Below are 22,229 nucleotides of genomic sequence, written 5' to 3'. Positions count from 1 at the left end.
CATTCTCATGACTACAAAAAACCTGCTTGCCGCCGGCCTGTGCCTTATTTCCGCACTCGGTTTTTCTTCCTGCTCCAAAGAGGGCGAATCGGTAACCAAATCCGATGAAGTATCTCAGGAAGTGCTGAGCCAAATTAAGCAATTAGGCTTCACCACACAGGGTGCTACTGCCGTTGAGGGCGGCTACGTTGTCGAGGGCGACATTTTCCTCAGCCAGCAAGACCTTGCCAACCCCAGCCCGGTGACGCTTATGCGCGTGGGTGCCGAAGAGCAATACCGTACCACCAACCTGGTGAACACGGGGGCCGGCCGCAACATTACGATTTCGGTATCGACGGCCTTGCCGGCGGCTTACGTGACGGCGACCGACGAATTAATCCGGCGCTACAACGCCGAGAACCTGACGCTGACGATGTCGCGCGTGTCATCGGGCGGGAACATCACGCTGGCCCAGGCTCCCAAGAGCGCCCGGTATCTGGCTTCGGCAGGTTTCCCGACGAGCACCGGCAACCCCCACAACCAGGTTTTGATTAACTCTGGTGCCATTGGCACGGCCAATCCTACTACGTACATCGCCACCATCCTGGCGCACGAAGTGGGCCACTGCATCGGCTTCCGCCACACCGATTACATGGACCGGAGCTACAGCTGCGGTGGTTCGGTTAGCAACGAAGGCGCTAGCACGGTGGGGGCAATCCTGATTCCCGGCACTCCTGCCGCCGCCGACCCCAACTCGTTCATGTTGGCCTGCATCGGCTCGGGCGTCAACCGGCCTTTCAACGCCAATGACGTAATTGCCTTGAAGACAGTGTATTAATCGCCAAGCGAAACGCACTAAAACAGCCCCGACTCTCACAAGTCGTCGTCTTCCCCAAAACTCAAAAGCCCTTACGACTACGATGTCGGAAGGGCTTTTTTGTGCGGTTGGCTAGGGCATGTGCCGCCAGGGTAGGCTACTGAATCACGACTCGGATAGTCTGTTCGGGCTGGTTATCGAGCTGCACGCGCAGCAGGTACAAGCCCGGCTTCAGGCCGTTGGTATCGAGTTGATTAGTGATTCCGTTGACGACTACTTCGCGCTGAAACCGGCCCAGCACGTCGTAGAGGCGGATGGCCACCGGGGCGATGGTGTTGGCTACCAGGGTTAGCGGTTCGCCGGCGGGCACCGGATTGGGGTAGACCTGAGCGGCACCGGCCCGCAACAGGAAGGCTTCTTCGGAGTTGCTGTAGAACTGCTGCCCGGCCACATTGTCCAGCCGCACGCGGTAGAGGTAGCGTCCGGCAGTCGGCGGCTGGTCGGAGAATGCAAAGGTGGTTTGCGTGAGCGGAGTGAGGGTTTGCACGGCTTGGTAGCCGGCCGGCCCCAGCCGCTCCAGCGTAGCCGAGCGCAGGCGGAACACGCTGCCCAGCACCACGTCGAAGCGCACAACCTCATCAACCAGTTGGCGCACCAAAAAGGAGCGGAAATAGCATGCCGTACCCTGGCTGCTGTAATCGATGGTGAGGCTTGGAGCTACTGCCCGGCCCCGCAAAACGGGAGCAACGGCGTAGTACAGCGTTTGCATCTGGCTGCGGTTGAGCACGAAAGCTGTGTCGGTCGTTTGGGCAAAAGGCATCAGGTAGGTTCCCCCGAGCTGGTAGAGCTGGTACGTGCCGGCCCCAGGCACCCGGGGCCAATGCAGCAAGGTTTCGTCAGTGCAGGTATAGCCCACTTGCAGAGCCGGCGGCCGCACAATGGAAAATGTATCGGAGACAAAGACGCTGCTGCCGGCCACCAGGCGCAGCTGGGCCAGCGTGGTGGTATCGGGCACGGCCCAGGCAAACCGATTGGCTGCCAGGGCCACGGCCGGGTTCACCTCGCGCCATTGGGGGCGGCCCACGGGCCGGTATTCGAGGCGGGCCGTGGCGGCGGGGCCACTCCACTGCCAGCGCAGGGTGGTGGGGGTGCCGGGCTTCAGGTTATTGGGGCGGGCGGGGCTCACCCAGGTCAGGCCCGGCGCGTTGATTTCATAGGCCAGACTGAAAGCCTGCGGGCCCTGCGACACGGCAAAGCCGCGCACATGCAGCTCGTAGGTGCCCGCGCCGGGCAGGGCCAGCGTGATTTGCTCCACGTTGTTGAGGTGGTCGGCCCGGCGGCGGGCGGGCAGGGCCAACGAGTCGGCGCGCGGGAAGGTGCTCAGCACCCACGGCCGCCAGCGCTGCCCGCTGCCCACGGCCACCAGCTCCAGGTCCAGGTCGTTGATGAGGGCGCGGGCGGCATTGGCGGGCGCGGCGGGGTCGCTCCAGACCAGGGTGGCTTTTAGCTGCTGCTGGCCGGCGGGCACGGTCAGGGTAAAAACCTGGTCGGTGCCCTGAGCCGCGGTGCCGCCGAAGAACTGGCCATTGCGCATGGTAGCAATGGCCCCAAGGGCATCGGCCTGACCAAACCCGCTGAGGTGGTCTACTTCGGGCCAGCCCAAGTCATCGGCGCTGTTCAGGAGCACCGCTTTTACCAGCGCGGCGGGCGGCAGCGCGCCGTTGTGCTGGTCGCGGTAAGTCTGTTGCAAAAGCAGGCTGACGCCCGACACCAGCGCCGCCGACTCGGAGGAGCCGCCCTCGCCGTAGGCCACCAGCTCGGGTTTCACACGGCCATCGTGAGCCGGGCCCCGCGAGCTGAGGGCGGACACCTGCCCGCTGGGGTCGGTGGCCCCCACGGCCAAGGTGTTTTTCGACATTTTGAACTGCCCGCTGAGGTTGGCGAAGCTGGCGATGCCCTGATAAGTGCCGCTGGGGCTAGCCAGTATGCCGGCGTTGCCCGACGAAAAAACGTGCAGCAACGCGGGAAACTGCTGGCATTGCCGGTCGTATTCCTGCGCCTCCACGCCGTAATAATTCTCGATACCAACCCCGTAGGAGTGGTTTTGCACCGATACGCCAGCCTGGGTCAGCTGCGGGCCGTCGTCGGGCAGCAAGCGGGCAAAGTCGGAGGTAGCCAGCCGCACGGCGTTGGCCACGCCCCGGCCCAGCGGGTCAGAGTTGCCGGCTCCGCCGATGAGCGTGGCCATGGTGGTGGCATGGTCCGAAGCCGGACCCGGAAAGGTGCCGGCCGTGACCACTCGGCCCCGCAGGTCGATGTCATTCGGGTCGAAGGGCTGCTCTTTCACCGAAACCGTGAGGCCCTGCCCCCGAAGCTGCGGAAAACGGGCGTGCAGCGCCGAAATAGCGTTGACTGACAAATCGGAGTTGCTGAGGCGGCGCTCTTCGCGGGCGCGGCGGTCGGGGACATCCACGAAATCGACCCACGGGCAGGCAACGAGCTGGGCCAGCGCCGTGGCATTGAGGCCGGTAACACTCAGGGTATGGGGTGAGGCGCTGGGCTGGGATACCCGGGCGGCCGGCAGGTTTTGGCGCGCCCAGGCCTGGAAGGCGGCTTTGTCGCGCACGCTCACCCGCACGGTGCGGGTAGTGCGCTGGGCGGCGGCCGTTTGCAGCCCGGGAGCGATTTTGGGGAGCGTGACGCGGGATGCAGGGCTTTGAGCAGAAAGCACCTGTGGCAACAGGAGCAATGCCAGCAGCCAGCGTCCGATGCGCCACCGCCGATTTAGCAACGCAAAATCCCTGGTTCGCCGAGCCGTTTTTTGCCTCATGTGGTTGATTGGGTGGGGTAAATGCTTTGGGGTAGCATGCTTCTATCCAAAGATAAGGAAGTGGGTGGTCCAAGTCCATCGTGGCATCCTCCTCATGAGCCGCAGACCCACCAGTTGAGCAAGCCAGTCGGCTGACTATCCATGCATGGAGCGGCGCTTTGTCCGGGCCGCCGAAGAGCTGGAGTCCCGCAAATACATTCCGTTTAGGCGAGGAAAAGACCGGGCGCAAAAAGGTTAACTAACCGGGCTGGCATGGCCCGCGAATTTCACTTTATCATTCGCACGGTAGGGCCATCAGTCACATACAGGGTGCTGCTGGCGGCATCCAGGGCAATGCCGAAGGGTCCAACAAACCGTGCATCTGGGCCCGGGCCGTCGACGTAACCAATACGCAGAACTGAGCCCGCTAGCGTCGAGACATCGCCGGTAGACGAAACTTTACGGATAGTGGTGTTTGCACGGTCGGCCACGTACACGTTGCCGATTGCATCGACGGCTACGCCGGCCGGAAACAGAAAGCGGGCTTGGCTACCCGGCCCGTCGGTGCCGCCGTGGCCCCTCGCCCGGCCGGCCAGGGTAGTTACCTCACCAGCTGCCGTAATTTTGCGAATGGTGTGGTTGCCATTATCCGCTACGTAGACATTGCCGCTGGCGTCTACCGCCACACCGGCAGGGTGATGGAAACGGGCAGCGGCACCCCAGCCATCGGCGCTGCCCTTTTGCCGCGCCGTGCCCGCCAGCGTGGTCACGACACCGTCCGGCGTGATTTTGCGCACCGTATGGTTTTCTGTATCGGCTACGTATACGGTGCCGTGGGTATCTACCGCTACGCCTTGTGGCAGGTTGAACTGGGCCGCCGCGCCCGTGCCGTCGGCACTGCCCTTGCGGCCAGCCGTACCGGCCAGGGTGGTCACCTGCCCGGCCGGCGTTAATTTCCGAATGGTGTGGTTATCGGCATCGGTCACGAATAAGGTGCCGCTGGCATCCAGAGCCAGGCCCACCGGATGGTAGAAGCGGGCCGCTACGCCCAGTCCATCGGCGCTGCCCTTGCTGCCCGCCAGCCCCGCCACGGTCGTCACAGCGCCCAACGGCGTGATTTTGCGAACCGTCTGGGTTTCGTCGTCTACTACGTAGACCGTGCCATCGGGAGCGACTGCAATCCCCATGGGGTAGCCAAACCGGGCCGCGGTGCCCACGGCATCGACGTTGCCTTTATCGGCGGCACCGGCCAGGGTGGTTACGGTAGCCGATGAGACGTAAGCCTTTTCTTTCACGGGTACGAACAAGACTGACTGTGCGTGGCTGTTGGCGTAGGCCAGCACCAGCAGCAACACAGCCCAAACCCAACGGGCCCAACAATCCATTATGAACGAAGTGTGCGTGAGCCCTAAAGGTATTCTTACTAAAACGAAAAATGCCCCGGCCAGACTGGCCGGGGCGTTTCACAAAGCAGTTGGCGGTCGATATGGCTCGGCCGCTTTTTTGGCCGCCGCAAAGCGAGCCACGGCCTTGAGAACGGCACCGCCTGTTTACTCGCCGGGCTTCAGCACCACCTTGGTGCAGTTATCCTTCTTGTTGCGGAAAATGTCGTAGGCGTGCGGAGCCTGCGAGAGCGGCAGGCGATGCGAAATGATGTCGTCGAGCCGCACGTCGCCGTTGGCTACGTGGCCCATCAGCTTGTCGATGTGCTTGTGAGCGGGGGCCTGGCCGCCTTTCAGGGTGATGCCCTTGTCGAAGAACTGGTGGATGGGGAAATTGTCGAAGGGCGAGGAGTACACGCCCAGCACCGACACAAAGCCGCCGCGGCGCACGGCGCTCATGCAGGCCAGCAGCACCTTGTCGGAGCCTTTTTCGAGGTTGATAACCGCTTTGGCGCGGTCGGCGAGGTTGCGGTCGGGCTCGAAGCCCACGGCTTCCACGCACACGTCGGCCCCGTAGCCCTTGCTCATGGCCCGGATTTCGTCCACCACCTGTTTCTGGTTGTCCCAGAGAATGCCTTCGGCGCGGGCCGATTTTTTGGCCAAATCGAGGCGGTACTGCTGGGTATCGACGATGATAACGCGGCTGGCCCCGCGCAGCCAGGCACTCTTGGCGGCCATAATGCCCACCGGGCCAGCCCCGAAAATGGCCACCACTTCGCCGCCCTTCACATTGGCCCAGTCGATGCCGGTGTAGCCGGTGGGAAAGATGTCGGTGAGGAAAAGCACCTGGTCGTCGGTGAGGTTGTCGGGCACTTTGCGGGGGCCAAAGTCGGCGTAGGGCACGCGCACGAACTCGGCCTGGCCGCCGTCGTAGCCACCGTACAAGTCGGTGTAGCCGAACAGGGCGCCGCCTTTTTCGGTCATCAGGCCGCCTTCGGGACCGTAATGGTCGGGGTTGGAGTTTTCGCAGTGGCCGGGCAGGTCGTGGTTGCAGAACAGGCAATGGCCGCAGGCCACCGGGAAGGGTACCACCACGCGGTCGCCGCGCTTGAGGTTCTTCACGCCCTTGCCCACCTCCTCCACAATGCCCATAAACTCGTGGCCCAGAGTCATGGGGTGGGGTTGGGGAATGCTGCCGTTGTAGATGTGCAGGTCGGACCCGCAGATGGCCGTGCTGGTTACGCGCAGGATAATGTCGCGCGATTCTTTGATTTCGGGGTCGTCCACATTGTCAACGCGGACATCTTTGGCACCGTGGATTCGGAGAGCTTTCATAAGCAGCAGGCAGTAAGTGGAGAAAAAAATCTCTTATCCCTAACGCCCGGCCAGTGGTTCAGGTTGTTGCCAGTCAGCCATTTCCCCCGAGAAGCTCGACTATGAATTCCGCTTTTAAAGCTGATAAACTGCTACTCCCGCCGCCGTAAAAATGTACGCGTACGTTTCTCCGACCAGCACCTGCCGCACCGCGCCAGGGTCTACGCCGGCGGGCCAGGGCACTACGCGAGTGTGCAACTGGTATAGGTCGAAGAAATACAGGCCACTATCGCCGAAATGATAAAGTTCATCGCCCCGAAAGCCGATGTAGGTTAAGCCGGGAAAAGGCAGTTGCTTACGGTAATTGCCCAGGTTATCAAAAACGTAAATACCATGCAGCCGGTCTACGAGGTAGATGTTGTTCTGGTATTGCCGGATGAACCGAAAATCGGGGCGCGAGCGGCCGATGATTAAGTCCAGCGGCGTGTTCTGCACCAGGCGCAGGGTGTTGGGGTCGAACTCGCGCAACACCAGGTTGCTCTCATCCAGCAGCCAGATAAGGTTGTCGGGAGCCAGGGTGGCCACGCGCACGGTGCCATCGAGGTAGTCAGCGAGCCGTACTTCAGCGATGGGGGCCAGGAAGCGGTCGAGCAGCACGAGCTGCTGCCGGTCGTCATTAAATATGAGCGTGGTGGTCACGTTCCAGGCCTCCACCTGGGCTACGTGGCCGGGCTGGGCGGGCGCGTAGGTGTTCAGGGGCAGGCCTTCGGGGCCGTACTGGCGCAGGTTATTGTCGGCATCGGCCACGTAGAGCGCCCCGCGCCGGTCCAGGGACGCGGCTCCCGGGTTCGGCAGCTTGATGAAGCGTAGCAGTTTCCAGGGGGTGGCCGTGGCGGCAGTGGCAACGTCGGCGGCGGGCGGCGCAGCTTGCACCGGGGCCACGGCCTGCTGGGCCGCCGGCGCGGTGGAAGCCGCCGAAGGCACCGTGACCTGGGCGTGAGCAATGCTGTTAAACGAGCAGAATAGCACGAGGTAGAGACGTAACATCTTGCGTCTCCGGGACCGCACCGTGGAAATGATACCCCAACGGCGCGGTCCCGGAGACGCAGGATGCTGCGTCTCTACCTCGTGCTTACTTTTCAAAATGCCGCAGGCCCAGTTTGGTACCATCATACACGCCGTAAGAACAATAATTGACCCATTCGCCCAGGTTCACGTAGCGACTGCCGGGAGTCACCGCCACATCAATGGGCAGGTGGCGGTGGCCAAATACGTAATAGTCGTGGTGCAAACGCGTTTCGAGCTCGCGGCAGTATTGCAGCAGCCACTCCTCGTCGCCGAAGTATTCCGTGTCGTCCTTGCCGGTTTGCATGCGGCTGCGGCGGCTCCACTTGTTGGCCATGCCAATGCCGAAGTTGGGATGCAGCCGCGCAAACAGCCACTGGGCCACCCCCGAAGAAAACACCTGTTTCAGGGCTTTGTAATTGTAATCCTTCGGCCCCAGCCCATCGCCGTGCCCGATGTGAAAAATCTGGCTGCCAATGCGCTGCGATACCTCGTGGCGCAGCACCGGAATACCCATTTCCTGGGTGAAATAGCCAAACATCCACATATCGTGGTTGCCGGTAAAGATGGTGATGGGCAGCCCGCCATCGGTCAGCTCGGCCAGTTTGCCCTGCAAGCGGCTAAACCCGCGCGGAATGGCGTGCTTGTATTCAAACCAGAAATCAAACAAGTCGCCCAGCAGATAGATGGCCGCCGCGTCCTTCGCCACCTCATCGAGCCAGCGCACGATGCGCTTCTCCCGCGCCAGGGAAGTAGCCGCATCGGGCGCCCCCAAATGAAAGTCAGAAGCAAAATAAACCCGCTTGCCGGGGGGCAGCACCAGGTCGGGCAGCATATGGGGGGACTTCAATGAGGAGTGGTTAGTGATTAAGCAGTCGTTCAAAAGTAAACGGGTTGTCAGTTGCTTGTTTTTAGTTGTCAGTCAGACGATTGCCATCCTGCTAACAACTGACAACTAATGACTAACAACTTAATGGTTAATGGTGTATTAAGTAGGTCGTGGGAATTAGTTTGACTTATCAGCACGTCATGCTGAGCCCGTCGAAGCATCTCTACCGCTTCGCTGAACGGCCCTGCTGAAGCGGTAGAGATGCTTCGACTGCGCTCAGCATGACGTTCTTTTTTATTGCAAAGTAATTTACCAGACCTACTTAGCTGAAGAGCGGCAATGATTGGGAATTAACCACTAACCGTTAATCATTCACCATTATTTTCATCTTCTTCCAGCAGAAACAGGGCGATGCGGCGCGGCCCGTGGGCTCCCAGCACCAGGGTCTTTTCGATGTCGGCGGTGCGGCTCGGGCCGCTGGTGAGCGATACCATCGAGGGCATTTCGGTGCCGTAGCGGGCCTGTATTACCCGCAGGGCCTCCCCTATCTCGCTCACTACCTGGCTGGGGCGGGCCAGCACGAGGTGCTGGTCGGGGTAGATGCTCAGCCGCCGCCCGCTGGCCGTGGCCGCCGATACCAGCACGCTGCCCGTGCGGGCCACCAGTGCCTCGCAGGACGTCAGGCTCAAGTCGGCCTGCGCGATGAAATCAGTTTCATCGGCCCGGAAGGCTACGCCCGCTGCCCACAGCAGCGCCTGCATGGCGGGCTCCCACACGTAGGGCGCGCCCACCTGCTGCCGCTGCCGGAACCCGGCAATTTGCCCGGCCAACTGCGCCAGCGACTCACAATAGTAAAACTCGCCGCCCACCCGCTGGAAGCTTTCGGCGAAAGCTACCACGGGGTCGGCACTGCCCAGGGGCGGGTGCACGGGGGCCGCGAAATCGGGCCGGGGCGGCTGGGGTGCCGGGCCCGCAGCCAGTGCCTGCCGGATGCGGGCCAAAACGGAATCACGGGAAGTTTCGGACATAGCGCAAAAGTAAGAACATAAAAAAAGCCAGCCCCCGCGAAAGGACTGGCTTCTGAATGGTAGCATAAGCTTCAGCTTGTGACGAGCGCAGCGAGTTCAGTCATTGCGCGGGTGGCGCGGGTGAAAATACTCGCTCCGCTCATCGCAAGCTAAAGCTCACGGTACTACCCGGCAATGGCATTGCCACTGGGCGCAGACGTTTCGTTGTTGCGGTTATCGTCCACGCCGGGTAGGTGCAGGTCGGGCAGGTCGCTGCCAAACACACCGGCGGCGGCTTGCTCGCCTTTCACTTCCGAAGCGGTTTCGCTGCGGTCGGTGCCAGCCATGTGGGCCTGGTAGTTGGTCTGGTTGTCGAAGGGGCGCTTGCCCACCAGGCGGGTCAGGTCTTCCTGCTGAAGCACTTCTTTTTCCAGCAACTCCTTGGCTACCACTTCCAGCTCATGGCGGCGCTCGGTGAGCAGCTCCTTGGTCCGGATATAGGCATTTTCGATGATTTTGCGAACTTCTTCGTCAATCATCTGCGAAGTGGATTCCGAGTAAGGCTTCGAGAAACCGTACTCGTTCTGGCCCTTCGAGTCGTAGAACGACACGTTGCCGAGCTTGGCGTTCATGCCGTACATCGTCACCATGGAGTAAGCCATCTTGGTGATGCGCTCCAGGTCGCTCAGCGCGCCGGTCGAGATTTTACCAAACACCAGCTCCTCGGCGGCGCGGCCCCCGAGGGCCATGCACATCTCGTCAACCAATTGCTCGGTGTTGTAGAGGAACTGCTCCTTGGGCAGGTATTGCGCGTAACCCAGCGCAGCCACGCCGCGGGGCACGATGCTCACTTTCACCAAGGGGTCGACGTGCTCCAGGAACCAGCCCGTGATGGCGTGGCCGGCTTCGTGGTAGGCCACGATACGCTTTTCGCCGGGCGAAATGATTTTGTTCTTCTTCTCCAGGCCCCCAATCACGCGGTCGATGGCGTCGGTGAAGTCCTGGTCGGTAATGAACTTCTTGTCGCGGCGGGCCGCAATCAGCGCGGCCTCGTTGCAGACGTTGGCAATTTCAGCGCCGGCAAAACCGGGCGTCTGCGCCGACAGGCGGCGGGCATCCACGTCGGGGCCCAGCGTCAGCGGCTTCAGGTGAACCTGGAAAATCTCAGTGCGGCCGTTGATGTCCGGCTTGTCGATGCTCACCTGCCGGTCGAAGCGACCAGGCCGCAGCAGGGCCGAGTCCAGGGTATCGGGGCGGTTGGTAGCGGCGAGGATAATAACGCCGGAATCGGTGCCGAAACCGTCCATCTCCACCAGCAGCGAGTTGAGGGTGTTTTCGCGTTCGTCGTTGCCGCCGGGCATGTTGCCCTTGCTGCGCGAACGGCCCACGGCATCAATCTCATCAATGAAGATGATGCAGGGAGCCTTGGCTTTAGCTTGCTTGAACAAGTCCCGAACGCGGGCCGCGCCCACCCCCACGAACATCTCCACGAAGTCGGAGCCCGAGAGCGAGAAGAACGGTACATCGGCCTCGCCCGCTACGGCCTTTGCCAGCAGCGTTTTGCCGGTGCCGGGAGGCCCTACCAGCAGCGCGCCTTTCGGAATCTTGCCGCCGAGGATGGTGAACTTGCTGGGGTTCTTGAGGAACTCCACAATCTCCTGCACTTCCTCTTTGGCTTCTTCGAGGCCGGCTACGTCTTTGAAGGTGATTTTTACCTTGTCGCCGCCGTCAAACAAGGCCGCACGGCTTTTGCCGATGCTGAAAATCTGGCCACCGGGGCCACCGCCACTGCCCATGCGGCGCATCAGGAACCAGAAGCCGACAATCATCAGGATGATGAAGCCGTAGGTGCCGATGTAGTCGCCGGGGCTCTGGCGGGTGTCGATTTCGAGTGGCAGGCGCTGGGCAGCGGGCAGGTTGGACTGGAGCTTATCCAGGTTTTCCTGAAACAGCTTGGCATCCACTATCGGAAAGTAAAACTGCGAAACCGAGCCCGTGCTGGCAAAAGGCGTGCGGCGCGTGAGTTCCTGCCGGTATTCGGGTTTGGCCAGGGCTTCGGGCTTGAGGGTGATTTCCACCTCCTTTTTTTCGCTCACGATGGTGACTTTGCTCACGTCGCCAACGGCCAGCATCTGCTCGAAGCGCTGCTGGTTGATGCGAGCGGGCGTATTCAGGTTGTTCACCCACATTACCCCGAACAGGAACACCAGCAAACCCGCCAGTACCCACAGCTGCACTCCCGGACGCGGAGTCGGGGAAGGCACCAGGGGCTTCTTCTTTTTATTGTTATTGGGATTTTTATCCGACATGAAAATAGCTAGTTAAATCAGGTATAACTACGTGCAAAACACCGCGCCGAAAACAAATGTTCGGTAAAATACAAGACGCCTGCGCATCGTTTTTATTTTACCACAAAGCCAGCCGCTGTAAAAAAGCTGAACGTCATGCTGAGCGGAGTCGAAGCATCTCTACCGCAACAGTAATCATTTACTCCTCCGGTAGAGATGCTTCGACTCCGCTCAGCATGACGTTCTTTTGCTTCCGACGGCACATTTTACGCCGGTTCCGACTCGATATAGCTGATGTCGGCATCGCCCCACAGCTCCTCCAGGGCGTAGAACTTGCGGCGGTCGCGCAGAAATACGTGCACCACTACGTCCACGTAGTCGAGCAGCACCCACTCGCGGTTAGTGCGGCCCTCGGTCTGCCAGGGGCTTTCGCCGGTTACTTTTTCAACCTCCTCTTCCACCGAGCGGGCCACGGCTTCGAGCTGGGTATCGGAATTAGCCGAGCAGATGATAAAATAATCCGCGACGGCGTTTTTTAGCTCTTTCAAATTCAGCACCACGATGTCGGATGCCTTCTTATCCTGCATGCCGCGAACGACCAAATCTGCCAATGTGTCTGAATCCTGCCGGACCAACGTGCTTTTCATATTGTCTTGTTAGGTGTGAGCTTTACAGCCGAAAGTCCACGAAGTTAACGATACGCGAAAGAAGGCTGTGGTTGTGACCCCTCAAACCCTATTCACGGGCCAGCAATTACGCTGGCTGCCGGTCTGTGCCTCCACCAATTCGGAGGCCCAGACGCTCATTGTCCAAAACCGGGCCAGCGACGGCTGCACGATTATTACGGACTTTCAGACGGCCGGCCGGGGACAACGCGGCAACCAGTGGGAAGGTGCCGCCGCCGAAAATCTGATGCTCTCGGTGGTGTGGCAGCCCCGGTTTCTGGCCGCCGCCCAGCAGTTCCGGCTCAGCCAGGCCGTGGCACTTGGGGTGCATGACTGGGCCGCCGCCTTGCTCGGTTCTGACCCCAGCCTGAAGCTGAAATGGCCCAACGACCTGTACTACGGCAACCAGAAACTGGGCGGCATTCTGATTGAGAACAGCCTGAGCGGCACCACCATTCAGCACAGTGTCATTGGTATTGGGCTAAACATCAACCAACAAGTATTCGATAACGGCACGGCCACTTCCTTCAGTCAGGTCACGGGCCGGCGCTACCTGCGCGAGGAGCTGGCCGCCCGCCTGCTCGAGAGCCTGGAGCGGCGCTACCTGCAGCTGCGGGCCGGGCAGGTGGGCCACCTGCGCCAGGACTACCTGCGGGCACTCTACCGCTACCAGGAAGAACATTTATTTTTAATTGACGGCCGCACGCAGAGCGGCCACATTGTCGGGGTGGAAGAGGACGGCCGCCTGGCCGTAGCCGTTGGGAATGAGCTGCGGCGGTTCGGGCTCCAGGAAATCCGGCACGTGTAGCAACCCTTCCGGCCGTTTTGGCATCAGGGTGTTATCTTTAGCTGCTGCGGAAAAAATAATGGGCCGGACAACTAATTTCCGGCTGGCTCCGAGTTGTTTTTGCCCGCCGGATACAACTTTTGCCATTTTCGCCGGTCTATCAGCCTGAACCCGTTGCTGATTGCCGCCGGTGCGCTGCGGCGTACCGCAACCCGGCACGGTGCTTGTCTTTCCAGCTTGCAATCCAGCTATTTTTTTCGCCTTCTTTTACCTCCTTATATGAAACTCTTTACTCGATTTTTTCTGGCGCTGGCACTCTTGGCAGCCCCATTTGTTTCAGCCTTCGCCACGACGTTCACGGTCACGGTCGGCAATAATTTTTACTCGCCCTTGACGGTTAATATTCAAACTGGCGACATTGTGCGGTTTGTGTGGCAAGCGGGGGTTCACCCCACAGTGGCGGAGAATGGCACGTCCTGGGCAACGTTTACGCCGAGCGCCAGCCGGCCCACCACCGATATTACCTTCAACACTGCGGGCGCGGTCCCCTACTACTGTTCCCTGCATGCTGCGCCGGGCCAGCCGTTGGGCCAGGGCATGAATGGCTTAATCAACGTAACTGCCCGCACCCCCACGGCCACGCTCAACGCCAAGGAGGCTGGCATTAGCGTAAGTGTATTCCCGAACCCCAGCCGTGGCCAAATCACCGTGAAACTGGACCAGAAATTCGGCAACGGCGACTACAAGCTGCGCCTGAGCAACATTATCGGCCAGGAGATTCGCAGCGTGGCCCTCAAGCCCGAGGCTTTCACCGGCGGCACCGTTCTGGACCTGACCGACCTGCGCGCCGGCATGTACTTCTACACGCTGCTCGTGGACGGCAAGGTGATTACCACCAAGCGGCTGGTCCTGCAGAATTGAGCGGACCCCACTTCCGCCGGGTATCCTGACAAAAAGCAGCCTTCGGCTGCTTTTTGTGTTTCTGGCCCGAATTGGTTTCGGCGAAGCGCCGGTGCAACGGTGCATTGCCTACTTTTGCCTTTTCACCGATTCGCCCGCTTCTATTTCCAGCGCCGACTTTACCCTCGGTTTCCGCTGGGCCCTTGTGCCTCACTCGTTTCTATGCGCTCCTTTAAAAGCCTGAATAACCTCGTTGGCTGGCTCGTTTTTGCCATTGCCGCCGCCACCTACCTGCTTACCCTGGAGCCCACGGCTTCGTTCTGGGACTGCGGCGAGTTCATTGCCTGTTCCTACAAGCTGCTGGTGCCGCACCCTCCCGGGGCCCCCACGTTCCTGCTGCTGGGTCGGCTGTTCTCGCTGTTCTCATTTGGCGATGTGACCAAGGTGGCCGTACTCATCAACGCGCTTTCGGGATTGAGCAGCGCTTTCACCGTCCTGTTTCTGTTCTGGATTATCACCCGCATGGCCCGCAAGCTGGTGCTGCGCGAGGCCGTGAGCAATAGCGCCCTGGCGGCCGAAGCCATCGAGCCCTCGCGCTTCCAGACGCTGCTGATTCTGAGCGCGGGCGCGGTGGGCGCGCTGGCCTTTGCCTTTTCTGATTCCTTCTGGTTCAATGCCGTGGAGGGCGAGGTGTACGCCATGTCGGCCCTGTGCACGGCCGCCGTGGTCTGGATTATGCTGAAATGGGAAGCCCACGCCAACGAGCCCGACTCGGACAAGTGGCTTATTCTCATTGCCTACGTCATCGGCCTCAGCATCGGGGTGCACTTGCTGAACCTGCTGACGCTGCCCGCGCTGGGCTTCATCTACTACTACCGCCGCACGGCCAATCCGTCGGTAAAGGGCGGCATTATCGTGATGGTGGTGAGCATGGTGATTGTGGGCTCCATCCTGGTGGGCATCATTCCGGGCCTGCCCACGCTGGCCGGCAACTTCGAGGTGTTCTTCATCAACACCATCGGCCTGCCCTTCAACTCGGGCCTGTTCATCTTCCTGATTGTCTTTATCGGGCTGATTTGGTTCGGGTTCCGTCTGTCGTTCCAGCGCCGCAGCCAGCTGCTGAACACGGCCATGCTCGCCTTCGTGTTTATCCTCATTGGCTATTCGAGCTACCTCATCGTGCCGATTCGCAGCTCGTTCAAGCCCACCATCAACGAAAACGACCCTGAGGATGTGCTCAGCTTTGTGAGCTACCTCAAGCGCGAGCAGTACGGCTCGCGGCCTCTGCTCTACGGCCCGCAGTTCAACGCCCAGCCGGTGGACTACGCCCTGGGTGCCCCCCGCTACGCCCGCGACCCCAAGACCAATACCTACAAGGAAATTCTGCCCCGCCAGCAGGAGCCCGTGTACCGCGACGAAGACAAGATGCTGCTGCCGCGCATCTACAGCTACGAGCCCGACCAGATTGCTAACTACAAAAAGTGGGTGGATATTCAGGACGGCGTGAAGCCCACCATGGGCCAGAACCTGGGCTTCCTGATGCGCTACCAGATGGGCCATATGTTCTGGCGCTACTTCATGTGGAACTTCGTGGGGCGTGAGTCCGACGTGCAGCAGGCGGGTGTGGTCACGCCCCTCAGTCCCAGCGCCCAGAGCCTGCCGGCCCGCATCGGCGAGAGCCCGGCGCATAATAACTTCCTGGCTCTGCCGCTCATTCTGGGCCTCATCGGCCTGTTTTTCCAGAGCCGCCGCAACAGCAAGGATGCCTGGGTGACCGGCCTGCTGTTTCTGATGACCGGCCTGGCCATCGTGCTCTACCTCAACCAGCCGCCGCGCGAGCCGCGCGAGCGTGACTACACCTTCACCGGGGCCACCTTCGCCTTCTCCATCTGGATAGGCCTGGGGGTGCTGGGGCTAGCCGAATTATTCGGCAAAGTGGTGAAATCGGACGGCCTGCGTGCCGGCCTGGCCCTGGCAGTGGGCCTGCTCATTCCGGGCATTATGGTGGCCCAGGGCTGGGACGACCACGACCGTTCCGACCGCTACAACTCGGTGGATTCGGCCAAAAACCTGCTGAACTCCTGCGCCCCGAACGCCATCCTGTTCACCAACGGCGACAACGACACGTTCCCCCTCTGGTATGCCCAGGAGGTGGAAGGCGTGCGCACCGACGTGCGGGTGGCCGTGCTTTCGTACCTGAACACCGACTGGTACATCGCCCAGATGAAGCGCCGCTCCTACCTCTCGCAGGGTTTCCCCATCAGCATGGGGGCCGAGGCTTACGCCCAGGGCACGAATGACATGGTGCCCTTCGCCGCCAACCCGGCCGTGCAGAGCGTGAACCTGAAGGAATTCATCGAGTTGGTGAAAAGCAACAACCCGCTGCTGCAGGTGCAGTACCAGGAAGGCGGCCCGAGCATGATGTCGTTCCCGACCCCGAACTTCTTCCTGCCCATCGACACGGCGGCCGTGAAGAAGCTCGGCATCATCCCCAAAGGGCGTGAGCAGCAGCTGGTGCCCCGCATGGAGTGGAGCATGGGCAAGCGCGCCATCGAGAAGAAAAACCTGGTGATTCTCGACATGATTGCCACCAACAACTGGCAGCGGCCCATCTACTTCAGCAGCACCGTGGCCCCGCAGGACTACATGAACCTGCAGCCCTACTTCCAGCTCGAAGGCATGGCCTACCGCCTGCTCCCGCTGAAGGACCCGAACTACGACCCCCGCAGCGGCGACGATGGCTACGTGGAAAAAGACCTGACCTACAAGCGCCTGTTCAACGAGTTTCAGTACCGGGGCCTGCAAAACCCGAATATTTTCTACGACGAGAATAACCTGCGCTTCCCCTCCAATTACCGCGACAAGTTTGCCCGCTTGGCCAACGCCTACCTGGCCGACAACAACGTAGCCAAGGCCAAGGAAGTAGCCGACAAGTGCCTCGCCCTGATGCCCGACAACGCCGTGCCTTACGACTACTACTCGCCCCAACTGGTGCCCGCCCTGGTAGCCGGTGGCGAGAAGCAGAAGGCCGATGAGATGCTCGACACCATGACCCGGCGCTCGGAGCAGATGCTGGCCTACTACGCCACCAAGCCCGATGCCAGCCTGTTCGAGGACGACCAGCGCGGCTACCTCCTGGGCCTGCAAAGCGTGTACCGCGCCGCCGAGCTCAGCGGCGACAAAGCCCGCAGCGAAAAGGCCCTGGGGTTGATGAACCTGTATTACCCACGCTAGTTCTTCGCTGGGTTAGCAAGAAGAAGGCTGGTCCGCAATGCGCGGGCCGGCCTTTTTTCTGCAACACTTTCAGGAGCTGTAAGCGAATCGGTGTTATGGCACGTTAGATGAGAATTATGCCTAATTTGACGGGCCTTAACATCCTTCCTCTGCACTTACCGTGGCTATAAAACGCTTTTCCGGCCTTTGCTTGGCAGGCACTTTACTACTGGGAAGTATGGCAGCGCGGGAAGCGCACGCCCCCCTGGCCCCGCGCCCCGACTACGCCGGCCTCTACCGCGACGCGGCGCACCTGGACGTGGACACCCGCCGCGAGGGCGACAGCCTGCGCCTCTACCTGCTGCTGCCCGCCCCCGCCCGCCTGGGCCCCGGCCACCCGCTACGCCTGGCCGCCTGGCCCAGCTTCGATGCCAAGCAGCCGCTGTGGCAGGACAGCATTCCGCGCCGCCGGCAGCACCCGCGCCCCGAGGCCGATGGCGGCGTGCGCCTGAGCTTTTGCATTGCGGCGGCCCGGGTGCCCGCCGGCACCGTGCTGGAGCTGAGCACCGCCGCGCCCGATGCCAAAGGCGACTACCAGCCCCCCGCCACCACCGCCTGGCTGCGCCTCACCGAGGCCATGCTCGTGCGGCCCTTCGTGCTCACCGATTCGGTGGGCCAGCCGCTGCTGCGGCGCTACGTGCGGGCCGGCGAAACCTTCGGCGTGGATAGCTACGGCCTCTACCAACCCGTGCGCTGGCGGCAGTACGCCGTGGCCCCCACCCCCGCCCTGCCGCCCATGACCAACCCCGCCGCCCTGGCCGGCGGCCCCCGCACCCTGCCCGTACTCGACTCGGCCACCACCCGACCCGGCGAGCCGCTGCGCTTCGATGCGCCCGGCCTGTATGCCCTGCGCGTGGGTGGCACGAACGGGGCCGTGCCCCGCACGCTGGCCGTACTGGTAGCCCCCAACGACTACCCCAAACTAACCACCGCGGCCGAGCTGATTGAGCCCCTGCGCTACCTCACCACCAGCCAGGAGCGGCAGAAACTCACCAACGCCCCCGACCCCAAGCGCGCTGTGGATAAGTTCTGGCTCGACATCGCCCAGGGCAACCAGCGCCTGGGCCGCGACCTGATAAAGCGCTACTACGGCCGCGTGACGGCGGCCAACCACCTCTTCGCCGCCCACAAGGCCGGCTGGCTCACCGACCGGGGCCTGCTGTACGTGGTGCTGGGGGCCCCGCCCAGCGTCCGGCGCTCGTTCAATGGCGAGGAACGGTGGTTTTATCCGGAGGGTGGCCTGGGCGGCGGGCCCATCACCTACACCTTCCGGCCCCGGCCGAGTACCTTTGCACCTGATTATTACGAATTGGTGCGCCGACCCGAGTACGAACTGCTCTGGTATGCCGCCGTTGAAAAATGGAGAACCCCACCGACCGCCCTGACCGGCCCGAACGTCCCAACCGACCTGCCCGACCGGTAGCCGGCCGCCGCTTCTACGATGGTGCCAACCGGCCCGTCACCCCGAAACAGTTCCGCCCCGACCGGGGTGGCAGCGAGTTCGACGAACGCCCCGCCCGCCCCAAAGGCCGCGGCGGCAGCGACAACCGCGACGAAGCCGCCGGCGACCGCACCGGCCGCTCCGACCGTGGCGAATCGCGCCCACCCTTCCGCGAGCGCAGCGCCGAGGGCGCTGGCACCGACAAGCCCCGCTACGAAAACCGCCCCGCCGCCGACCGCAGCATCGACATGCTATTCGGCCTGCGCCCCATCTTGGAGGCGCTGAACGCGGGCCGCACGCTGGAGAAAATCTTCCTGCTGCGCGGCACCAAAAACAGCCTTGTGGCCGATATTTCGACGGCCGCCCGCGCCGCCGGCATCCCGGTGCAGCTGGTGCCCGGCGAGAAGCTCGACGGCCTCACCCGCAAAAACCACCAGGGCGCGGTAGCCTTCGTGTCGCCGATTGACTACGCGCCGCTGGACACCATCGTAACTGGCTTGTTTGAGGAAGGCAAAGTGCCCTTCCTGCTGCTGCTCGACCGCATTACCGACGTGCGCAACTTCGGGGCCATTGCCCGCACGGCCGAGTGCCTGGGCGTGCAGGCCATCGTAGTGCCCGGCCGCGGTGCCGCCCAAATCAACGGCGACGCCCTGAAAACCTCAGCCGGCGCGCTGAACATTCTGCCGGTGTGCCGCGAGAATAACCTGCACGAAAGCATCCGCTTTTTGCAGCAGTCGGGCGTGACCATCGTGGCCTGTACCGAGAAAGCCGAAGAAGCCGTGGGTGCGGCCGAAGTCGATTTCACCGGCCCCGTAGCCATCCTCATGGGCTCGGAAGAAGACGGCATCTCGCCCGACCTGCTGAACCTGGCCGACATTAAGCTGAAGGTGCCCATGAGCGGCCAGATTCAGAGTTTGAACGTGAGTGTGGCGGCTGGTATCATGCTGTTTGAAGTGGCCCGGCAGCGGCAGCAATAGAACAACACTCCCCTCCTCAGCCGAGGAGGGGACGTTGCCGCCGATGGCGGCAACTGGGGTGGTTGAAGCCGTCCGCGCCGTTAGCAGAAAACCAGAACGACCTATTGGTAAAGCCATGCAAAGCTTTGCCAATAGGTCGTTCTGGTTTCGTTCGGGAATCGTTCAACGAAGTCAACCACCCCAGCTTGTGCTGACGCACAAGCATCCCCTCTTCAGCTGAGGAGGGGAATGATGGGCTAATTATACCCCGCGCCCTTCTTAGCTTTCACGTCTGCCACAAACTCCTTCACGCGCTGCTCTTCGCTGCGCTTGCAGATGAGCAGCACGTTGTCGTACTCGGCCACGATGTAGTCTTCCAGGCCCTGCACCACCACGAGGCGCTCGGAAGGGGTTTTGATGACGCAGCCGGTGGTGTCGTAGAGCATCACGTCGCCGCTCACCACATTGCCATGCTCGTCGTGCTGGCCGATGCGGTGCAGCGAATCCCAGGTACCCACGTCGCTCCAGCCGAAATCGGCGGGCATCACGTACACGTTGTCAGCCTTTTCCATCACGCCGTAGTCGATGCTGATGTTGCGGCAGCGCGAGTAGGCTTCGCTGATGAATTCTTCCTCCTGGGGCGTGCCCAGCTTCGCCAGGCCTTCGTCGAATACCTCGGCGATATCACTTAGGTAATGGTGGAAGGCCGCGACGATGACATCGGCGCGCCACACGAACAGGCCGGAATTCCAGAGGAAGTCCCCACTGTCGACAAACATGCGGGCAATTTCCAGATTCGGCTTTTCGGTGAAGGTTTTAACCTTGTGCAGCTGGCCGCCGGGCAACGACTGCTCGCTCATGTACTGAATGTAGCCGTAGCCGGTATCGGGCCGCGAGGGCTGAATGCCGAGGGTAATAAGCACATCATTAGCCTGGGCAGCCTCCACGGCCACGCCGATAACGCGCCGGAACTCGTCTTCACGCAGCACGGCGTGGTCGGCGGGGGTTACGATGATGGTCGCCTTGGGGTCGCGCTGCGCGATGCGGTAGCTGGCGTAGGCGATGCACGGGGCCGTATTGCGCCCGATGGGCTCGCCCAGAATCTGGTCGGCGGGCAGCTCGGGCAGGTGCTCCTGTACCAGGCCCGTGTAGTCGCGGTTGGTCACCACAAACACGTTTTCGGGCGGGCAAACCCCCGCAAACCGGTCCACGGTAAGCTGAAGCATGGACCGGCCAGTGCCCAGTACGTCATGAAACTGCTTGGGATGATTGGTGCGGCTAAACGGCCAGAACCGGCTGCCAATGCCGCCGGCCATTACGATGAGGTAAGTTGAATTCATTGATACAAAGGTAAGGCCGGCGCAGAACGTGCGCCACGCAATCGGAGTTACTTGAGTTAACCAGAACGTCATGCAGAGCGTAGCGAAGCATCTTGCCCGAAACAGGTAATCCAGTCGATTGGATTGCGTTGCGCGGCAAAGATGCTTCGCTGCGCTCTGCATGACGTTCTTACACCAGCCCCTCGCGCAGCAAATCGTGCAGGTGGATGAAGCCGGCAAACTGCCCGTCCTCCGTGACCACCAGCTGGGTGATGTTGCGCTGTTGCATGCGGGCCAGGGCTTCGGCGGCAAAGTCCTCCACGTCAATCGTGGCGGGGTGTGGGGTGAGAATGTCGCGGGCGCTGAGCTTTTCGAGGTCGGAAAAGCTGCCCAGCATGCGGCGCAGGTCGCCATCGGTGATGATGCCGGCGAGCTGGCCGGCGGCATCGAGCACGGCCGTGGCCCCGAGGCGCTTGCCGGATATTTCGAGCAGCACGTCCCGGAGCGGGGCGTCGGCGGCTACCTGGGGGCGCTGGTTTTGGCGGCTGAGGTCGCCCACTTTCAGGTAGAGGCGCTTGCCGAGCGTGCCGCCGGGGTGCAGGCGGGCGAAGTCGGCGGCCGAGAACTGGCGGCTTTCGAGCAGGCACACGGCCAGGGCGTCGCCCAGGGCCAGGGCGGCGGTGGTGCTGGTGGTGGGGGCCAGGTTGTTGGGGCAGGCCTCCTTGGTCACCGGGGCGTGCAGCACGTAAGTAGCCTGCTGGGCCAGGTAGGAATCGGCATTGCTGACCAGCGCGGCCAGCGGCACGCCCTTGCGGCGCAGCAGCGGCACCAGCACCTTAATCTCGGGCGTGTCGCCGCTCTTGCTGATGGCCACCACGAAATCCTCGGGCTGAATCATGCCCAGGTCGCCGTGAATGGCGTCGGCGGCGTGCATAAACAGAGCGGGCGTACCGGTGCTGTTGAGCGTAGCCACGATTTTGCCCGCGATGTGCGCGCTTTTGCCAATACCCGTGACCACCACCCGGCCCTTTAGCCGCAGAATGGCCTGCACGCAGCCCACAAAGTCGGGCGTGGCGGTCAGGGCGGCCGCCACATCGAGCAGCGCCGCGGCCTCTTCGTGCAGCACCTGCCGGGCAATGGTCAGCACGTCGACGGCCGTCGGGGCGGCACTAAAAACATTCTCGGAAGCGGGGGAATCGGGCATGAGCGACGTGCGAATTGATATTGCAAAATTGGGGGAAAGAAGCTACCCCGAAACTGAAACAGGAAACGACGGCGAATTATGGACTGCCCAACACCCAATTAACGGCAAAACCCCGCTGCCCCGATACCGTGCGGGCCGTGAGGTTTTGCACCACCCAAAAAAACATGATAAATACCATACCTCCCGTTCACCCG

16 protein-coding genes are annotated in these 22,229 nt (G+C 61.8%); 6 read left to right on the top strand and 10 right to left on the bottom strand.

The annotated features are described in order from the left end of the window. The first annotated feature begins 7 nt into the window (after positions 1 to 7). Positions 8 to 817 carry a M57 family metalloprotease gene (locus ABD819_RS08815; protein ID WP_345123200.1) on the top strand — a complete coding sequence of 270 codons (810 nt, stop codon included), beginning with the start codon at positions 8 to 10 and terminating at the stop codon, positions 815 to 817. Between the two features lie 136 nt (positions 818 to 953). Here ABD819_RS08815 and ABD819_RS08810 read toward each other — a convergent pair whose 3' ends face one another. From ABD819_RS08810 to rsfS, 8 genes are all read right to left on the bottom strand, one after another. After that, complete coding sequence (locus tag ABD819_RS08810; protein ID WP_345123198.1) at positions 954 to 3,527, bottom strand: S8 family serine peptidase; 2,574 nt, start codon at positions 3,525 to 3,527, stop codon at positions 954 to 956. A 365-nt stretch (positions 3,528 to 3,892) separates the two neighbouring features. Further along, entirely contained in the window at positions 3,893 to 4,990 is a 1,098-nt protein-coding gene (locus ABD819_RS08805; RefSeq protein WP_345123196.1) for an NHL repeat-containing protein, read from the bottom strand. A gap of 165 nt (positions 4,991 to 5,155) precedes the next feature. Beyond that, positions 5,156 to 6,322: a zinc-dependent alcohol dehydrogenase gene (locus ABD819_RS08800; RefSeq protein ID WP_345123193.1), complete on the bottom strand. Its 1,167-nt coding sequence runs from the start codon at positions 6,320 to 6,322 to the stop codon at positions 5,156 to 5,158. A gap of 114 nt (positions 6,323 to 6,436) precedes the next feature. Continuing rightward, positions 6,437 to 7,348 carry a hypothetical protein gene (locus ABD819_RS08795; protein ID WP_345123191.1) on the bottom strand — a complete coding sequence of 304 codons (912 nt, stop codon included), beginning with the start codon at positions 7,346 to 7,348 and terminating at the stop codon, positions 6,437 to 6,439. An 85-nt stretch (positions 7,349 to 7,433) separates the two neighbouring features. Continuing rightward, positions 7,434 to 8,201, bottom strand: coding sequence for a UDP-2,3-diacylglucosamine diphosphatase (locus ABD819_RS08790; protein ID WP_345123228.1), 768 nt, complete (start codon positions 8,199 to 8,201; stop codon positions 7,434 to 7,436). Between the two features lie 362 nt (positions 8,202 to 8,563). Continuing rightward, a complete protein-coding gene (locus tag ABD819_RS08785; protein WP_345123190.1) occupies positions 8,564 to 9,223 on the bottom strand; it encodes a LutC/YkgG family protein in 660 nt (219 codons plus the stop codon). A gap of 164 nt (positions 9,224 to 9,387) precedes the next feature. Then, entirely contained in the window at positions 9,388 to 11,511 is a 2,124-nt protein-coding gene (gene ftsH, locus ABD819_RS08780; protein ID WP_345123188.1) for an ATP-dependent zinc metalloprotease FtsH, read from the bottom strand. A gap of 245 nt (positions 11,512 to 11,756) precedes the next feature. Then, entirely contained in the window at positions 11,757 to 12,137 is a 381-nt protein-coding gene (gene rsfS, locus ABD819_RS08775; protein ID WP_345123185.1) for a ribosome silencing factor, read from the bottom strand. A 73-nt stretch (positions 12,138 to 12,210) separates the two neighbouring features. On the opposite strand from rsfS, the gene ABD819_RS08770 reads away from it, so the two are divergent. The 5 genes from ABD819_RS08770 (at position 12,211) to rlmB (ending at position 19,533) form a co-directional block, all read left to right on the top strand. Further along, positions 12,211 to 12,963: a biotin--[acetyl-CoA-carboxylase] ligase gene (locus ABD819_RS08770; RefSeq protein WP_345123182.1), complete on the top strand. Its 753-nt coding sequence runs from the start codon at positions 12,211 to 12,213 to the stop codon at positions 12,961 to 12,963. A gap of 258 nt (positions 12,964 to 13,221) precedes the next feature. Further along, complete coding sequence (locus ABD819_RS08765; protein WP_345123180.1) at positions 13,222 to 13,863, top strand: T9SS type A sorting domain-containing protein; 642 nt, start codon at positions 13,222 to 13,224, stop codon at positions 13,861 to 13,863. Positions 13,864 to 14,064: 201 nt separating this feature from the next. Beyond that, positions 14,065 to 17,076, top strand: a complete 3,012-nt coding sequence (locus ABD819_RS08760) for a glycosyltransferase family 117 protein (protein WP_345123178.1) — start codon at positions 14,065 to 14,067, stop codon at positions 17,074 to 17,076. A 217-nt stretch (positions 17,077 to 17,293) separates the two neighbouring features. Beyond that, positions 17,294 to 18,538, top strand: coding sequence for a GWxTD domain-containing protein (locus ABD819_RS08755; protein ID WP_345123176.1), 1,245 nt, complete (start codon positions 17,294 to 17,296; stop codon positions 18,536 to 18,538). Beyond that, positions 18,475 to 19,533 (top strand): 23S rRNA (guanosine(2251)-2'-O)-methyltransferase RlmB, encoded by a 1,059-nt coding sequence (gene rlmB, locus ABD819_RS08750; protein ID WP_345123174.1) that lies wholly within the window; start codon positions 18,475 to 18,477, stop codon positions 19,531 to 19,533. Before ABD819_RS08755 ends, rlmB begins: the two co-directional genes overlap by 64 nt. A 236-nt stretch (positions 19,534 to 19,769) precedes the next feature. On the opposite strand, the gene ABD819_RS08745 is transcribed toward rlmB, so the two are convergent. After that, the gene (locus ABD819_RS08745) at positions 19,770 to 20,852 is read right to left on the bottom strand and encodes a mannose-1-phosphate guanylyltransferase (protein WP_345123172.1); all 1,083 of its coding nucleotides are present in this window, start codon (positions 20,850 to 20,852) and stop codon (positions 19,770 to 19,772) included. Between the two features lie 169 nt (positions 20,853 to 21,021). Further along, the gene (locus ABD819_RS08740; protein ID WP_345123170.1) at positions 21,022 to 22,035 is read right to left on the bottom strand and encodes a KpsF/GutQ family sugar-phosphate isomerase; all 1,014 of its coding nucleotides are present in this window, start codon (positions 22,033 to 22,035) and stop codon (positions 21,022 to 21,024) included. Positions 22,036 to 22,229: the final 194 nt, after the last annotated feature.

The organism is Hymenobacter antarcticus, from assembly GCF_039539545.1.
In the GTDB taxonomy this organism is placed as follows: domain Bacteria; phylum Bacteroidota; class Bacteroidia; order Cytophagales; family Hymenobacteraceae; genus Hymenobacter; species Hymenobacter antarcticus.
Note: the sequence above shows the minus strand (reverse complement) of the source record. Positions and strands in the feature narration are given on the sequence as shown.

What these genes read in the sequence shown, in the direction of transcription:
- ABD819_RS08815 (WP_345123200.1), top strand. Translation starts at nt 8, where the DNA reads ATGACTACAAAAAACCTGCTTGCCGCCGGCCTGTGCCTTATTTCCGCA.
- ABD819_RS08805 (WP_345123196.1), bottom strand. Translation starts at nt 4,990, where the DNA reads ATGGATTGTTGGGCCCGTTGGGTTTGGGCTGTGTTGCTGCTGGTGCTG.
- ABD819_RS08800 (WP_345123193.1), bottom strand. Translation starts at nt 6,322, where the DNA reads ATGAAAGCTCTCCGAATCCACGGTGCCAAAGATGTCCGCGTTGACAAT.
- ABD819_RS08795 (WP_345123191.1), bottom strand. Translation starts at nt 7,348, where the DNA reads ATGTTACGTCTCTACCTCGTGCTATTCTGCTCGTTTAACAGCATTGCT.
- ABD819_RS08790 (WP_345123228.1), bottom strand. Translation starts at nt 8,201, where the DNA reads ATGCTGCCCGACCTGGTGCTGCCCCCCGGCAAGCGGGTTTATTTTGCT.
- ABD819_RS08785 (WP_345123190.1), bottom strand. Translation starts at nt 9,223, where the DNA reads ATGTCCGAAACTTCCCGTGATTCCGTTTTGGCCCGCATCCGGCAGGCA.
- ftsH (WP_345123188.1), bottom strand. Translation starts at nt 11,511, where the DNA reads ATGTCGGATAAAAATCCCAATAACAATAAAAAGAAGAAGCCCCTGGTG.
- rsfS (WP_345123185.1), bottom strand. Translation starts at nt 12,137, where the DNA reads ATGAAAAGCACGTTGGTCCGGCAGGATTCAGACACATTGGCAGATTTG.
- ABD819_RS08765 (WP_345123180.1), top strand. Translation starts at nt 13,222, where the DNA reads ATGAAACTCTTTACTCGATTTTTTCTGGCGCTGGCACTCTTGGCAGCC.
- ABD819_RS08760 (WP_345123178.1), top strand. Translation starts at nt 14,065, where the DNA reads ATGCGCTCCTTTAAAAGCCTGAATAACCTCGTTGGCTGGCTCGTTTTT.
- ABD819_RS08755 (WP_345123176.1), top strand. Translation starts at nt 17,294, where the DNA reads ATGGCAGCGCGGGAAGCGCACGCCCCCCTGGCCCCGCGCCCCGACTAC.
- rlmB (WP_345123174.1), top strand. Translation starts at nt 18,475, where the DNA reads ATGGAGAACCCCACCGACCGCCCTGACCGGCCCGAACGTCCCAACCGA.
- ABD819_RS08745 (WP_345123172.1), bottom strand. Translation starts at nt 20,852, where the DNA reads ATGAATTCAACTTACCTCATCGTAATGGCCGGCGGCATTGGCAGCCGG.
- ABD819_RS08740 (WP_345123170.1), bottom strand. Translation starts at nt 22,035, where the DNA reads ATGCCCGATTCCCCCGCTTCCGAGAATGTTTTTAGTGCCGCCCCGACG.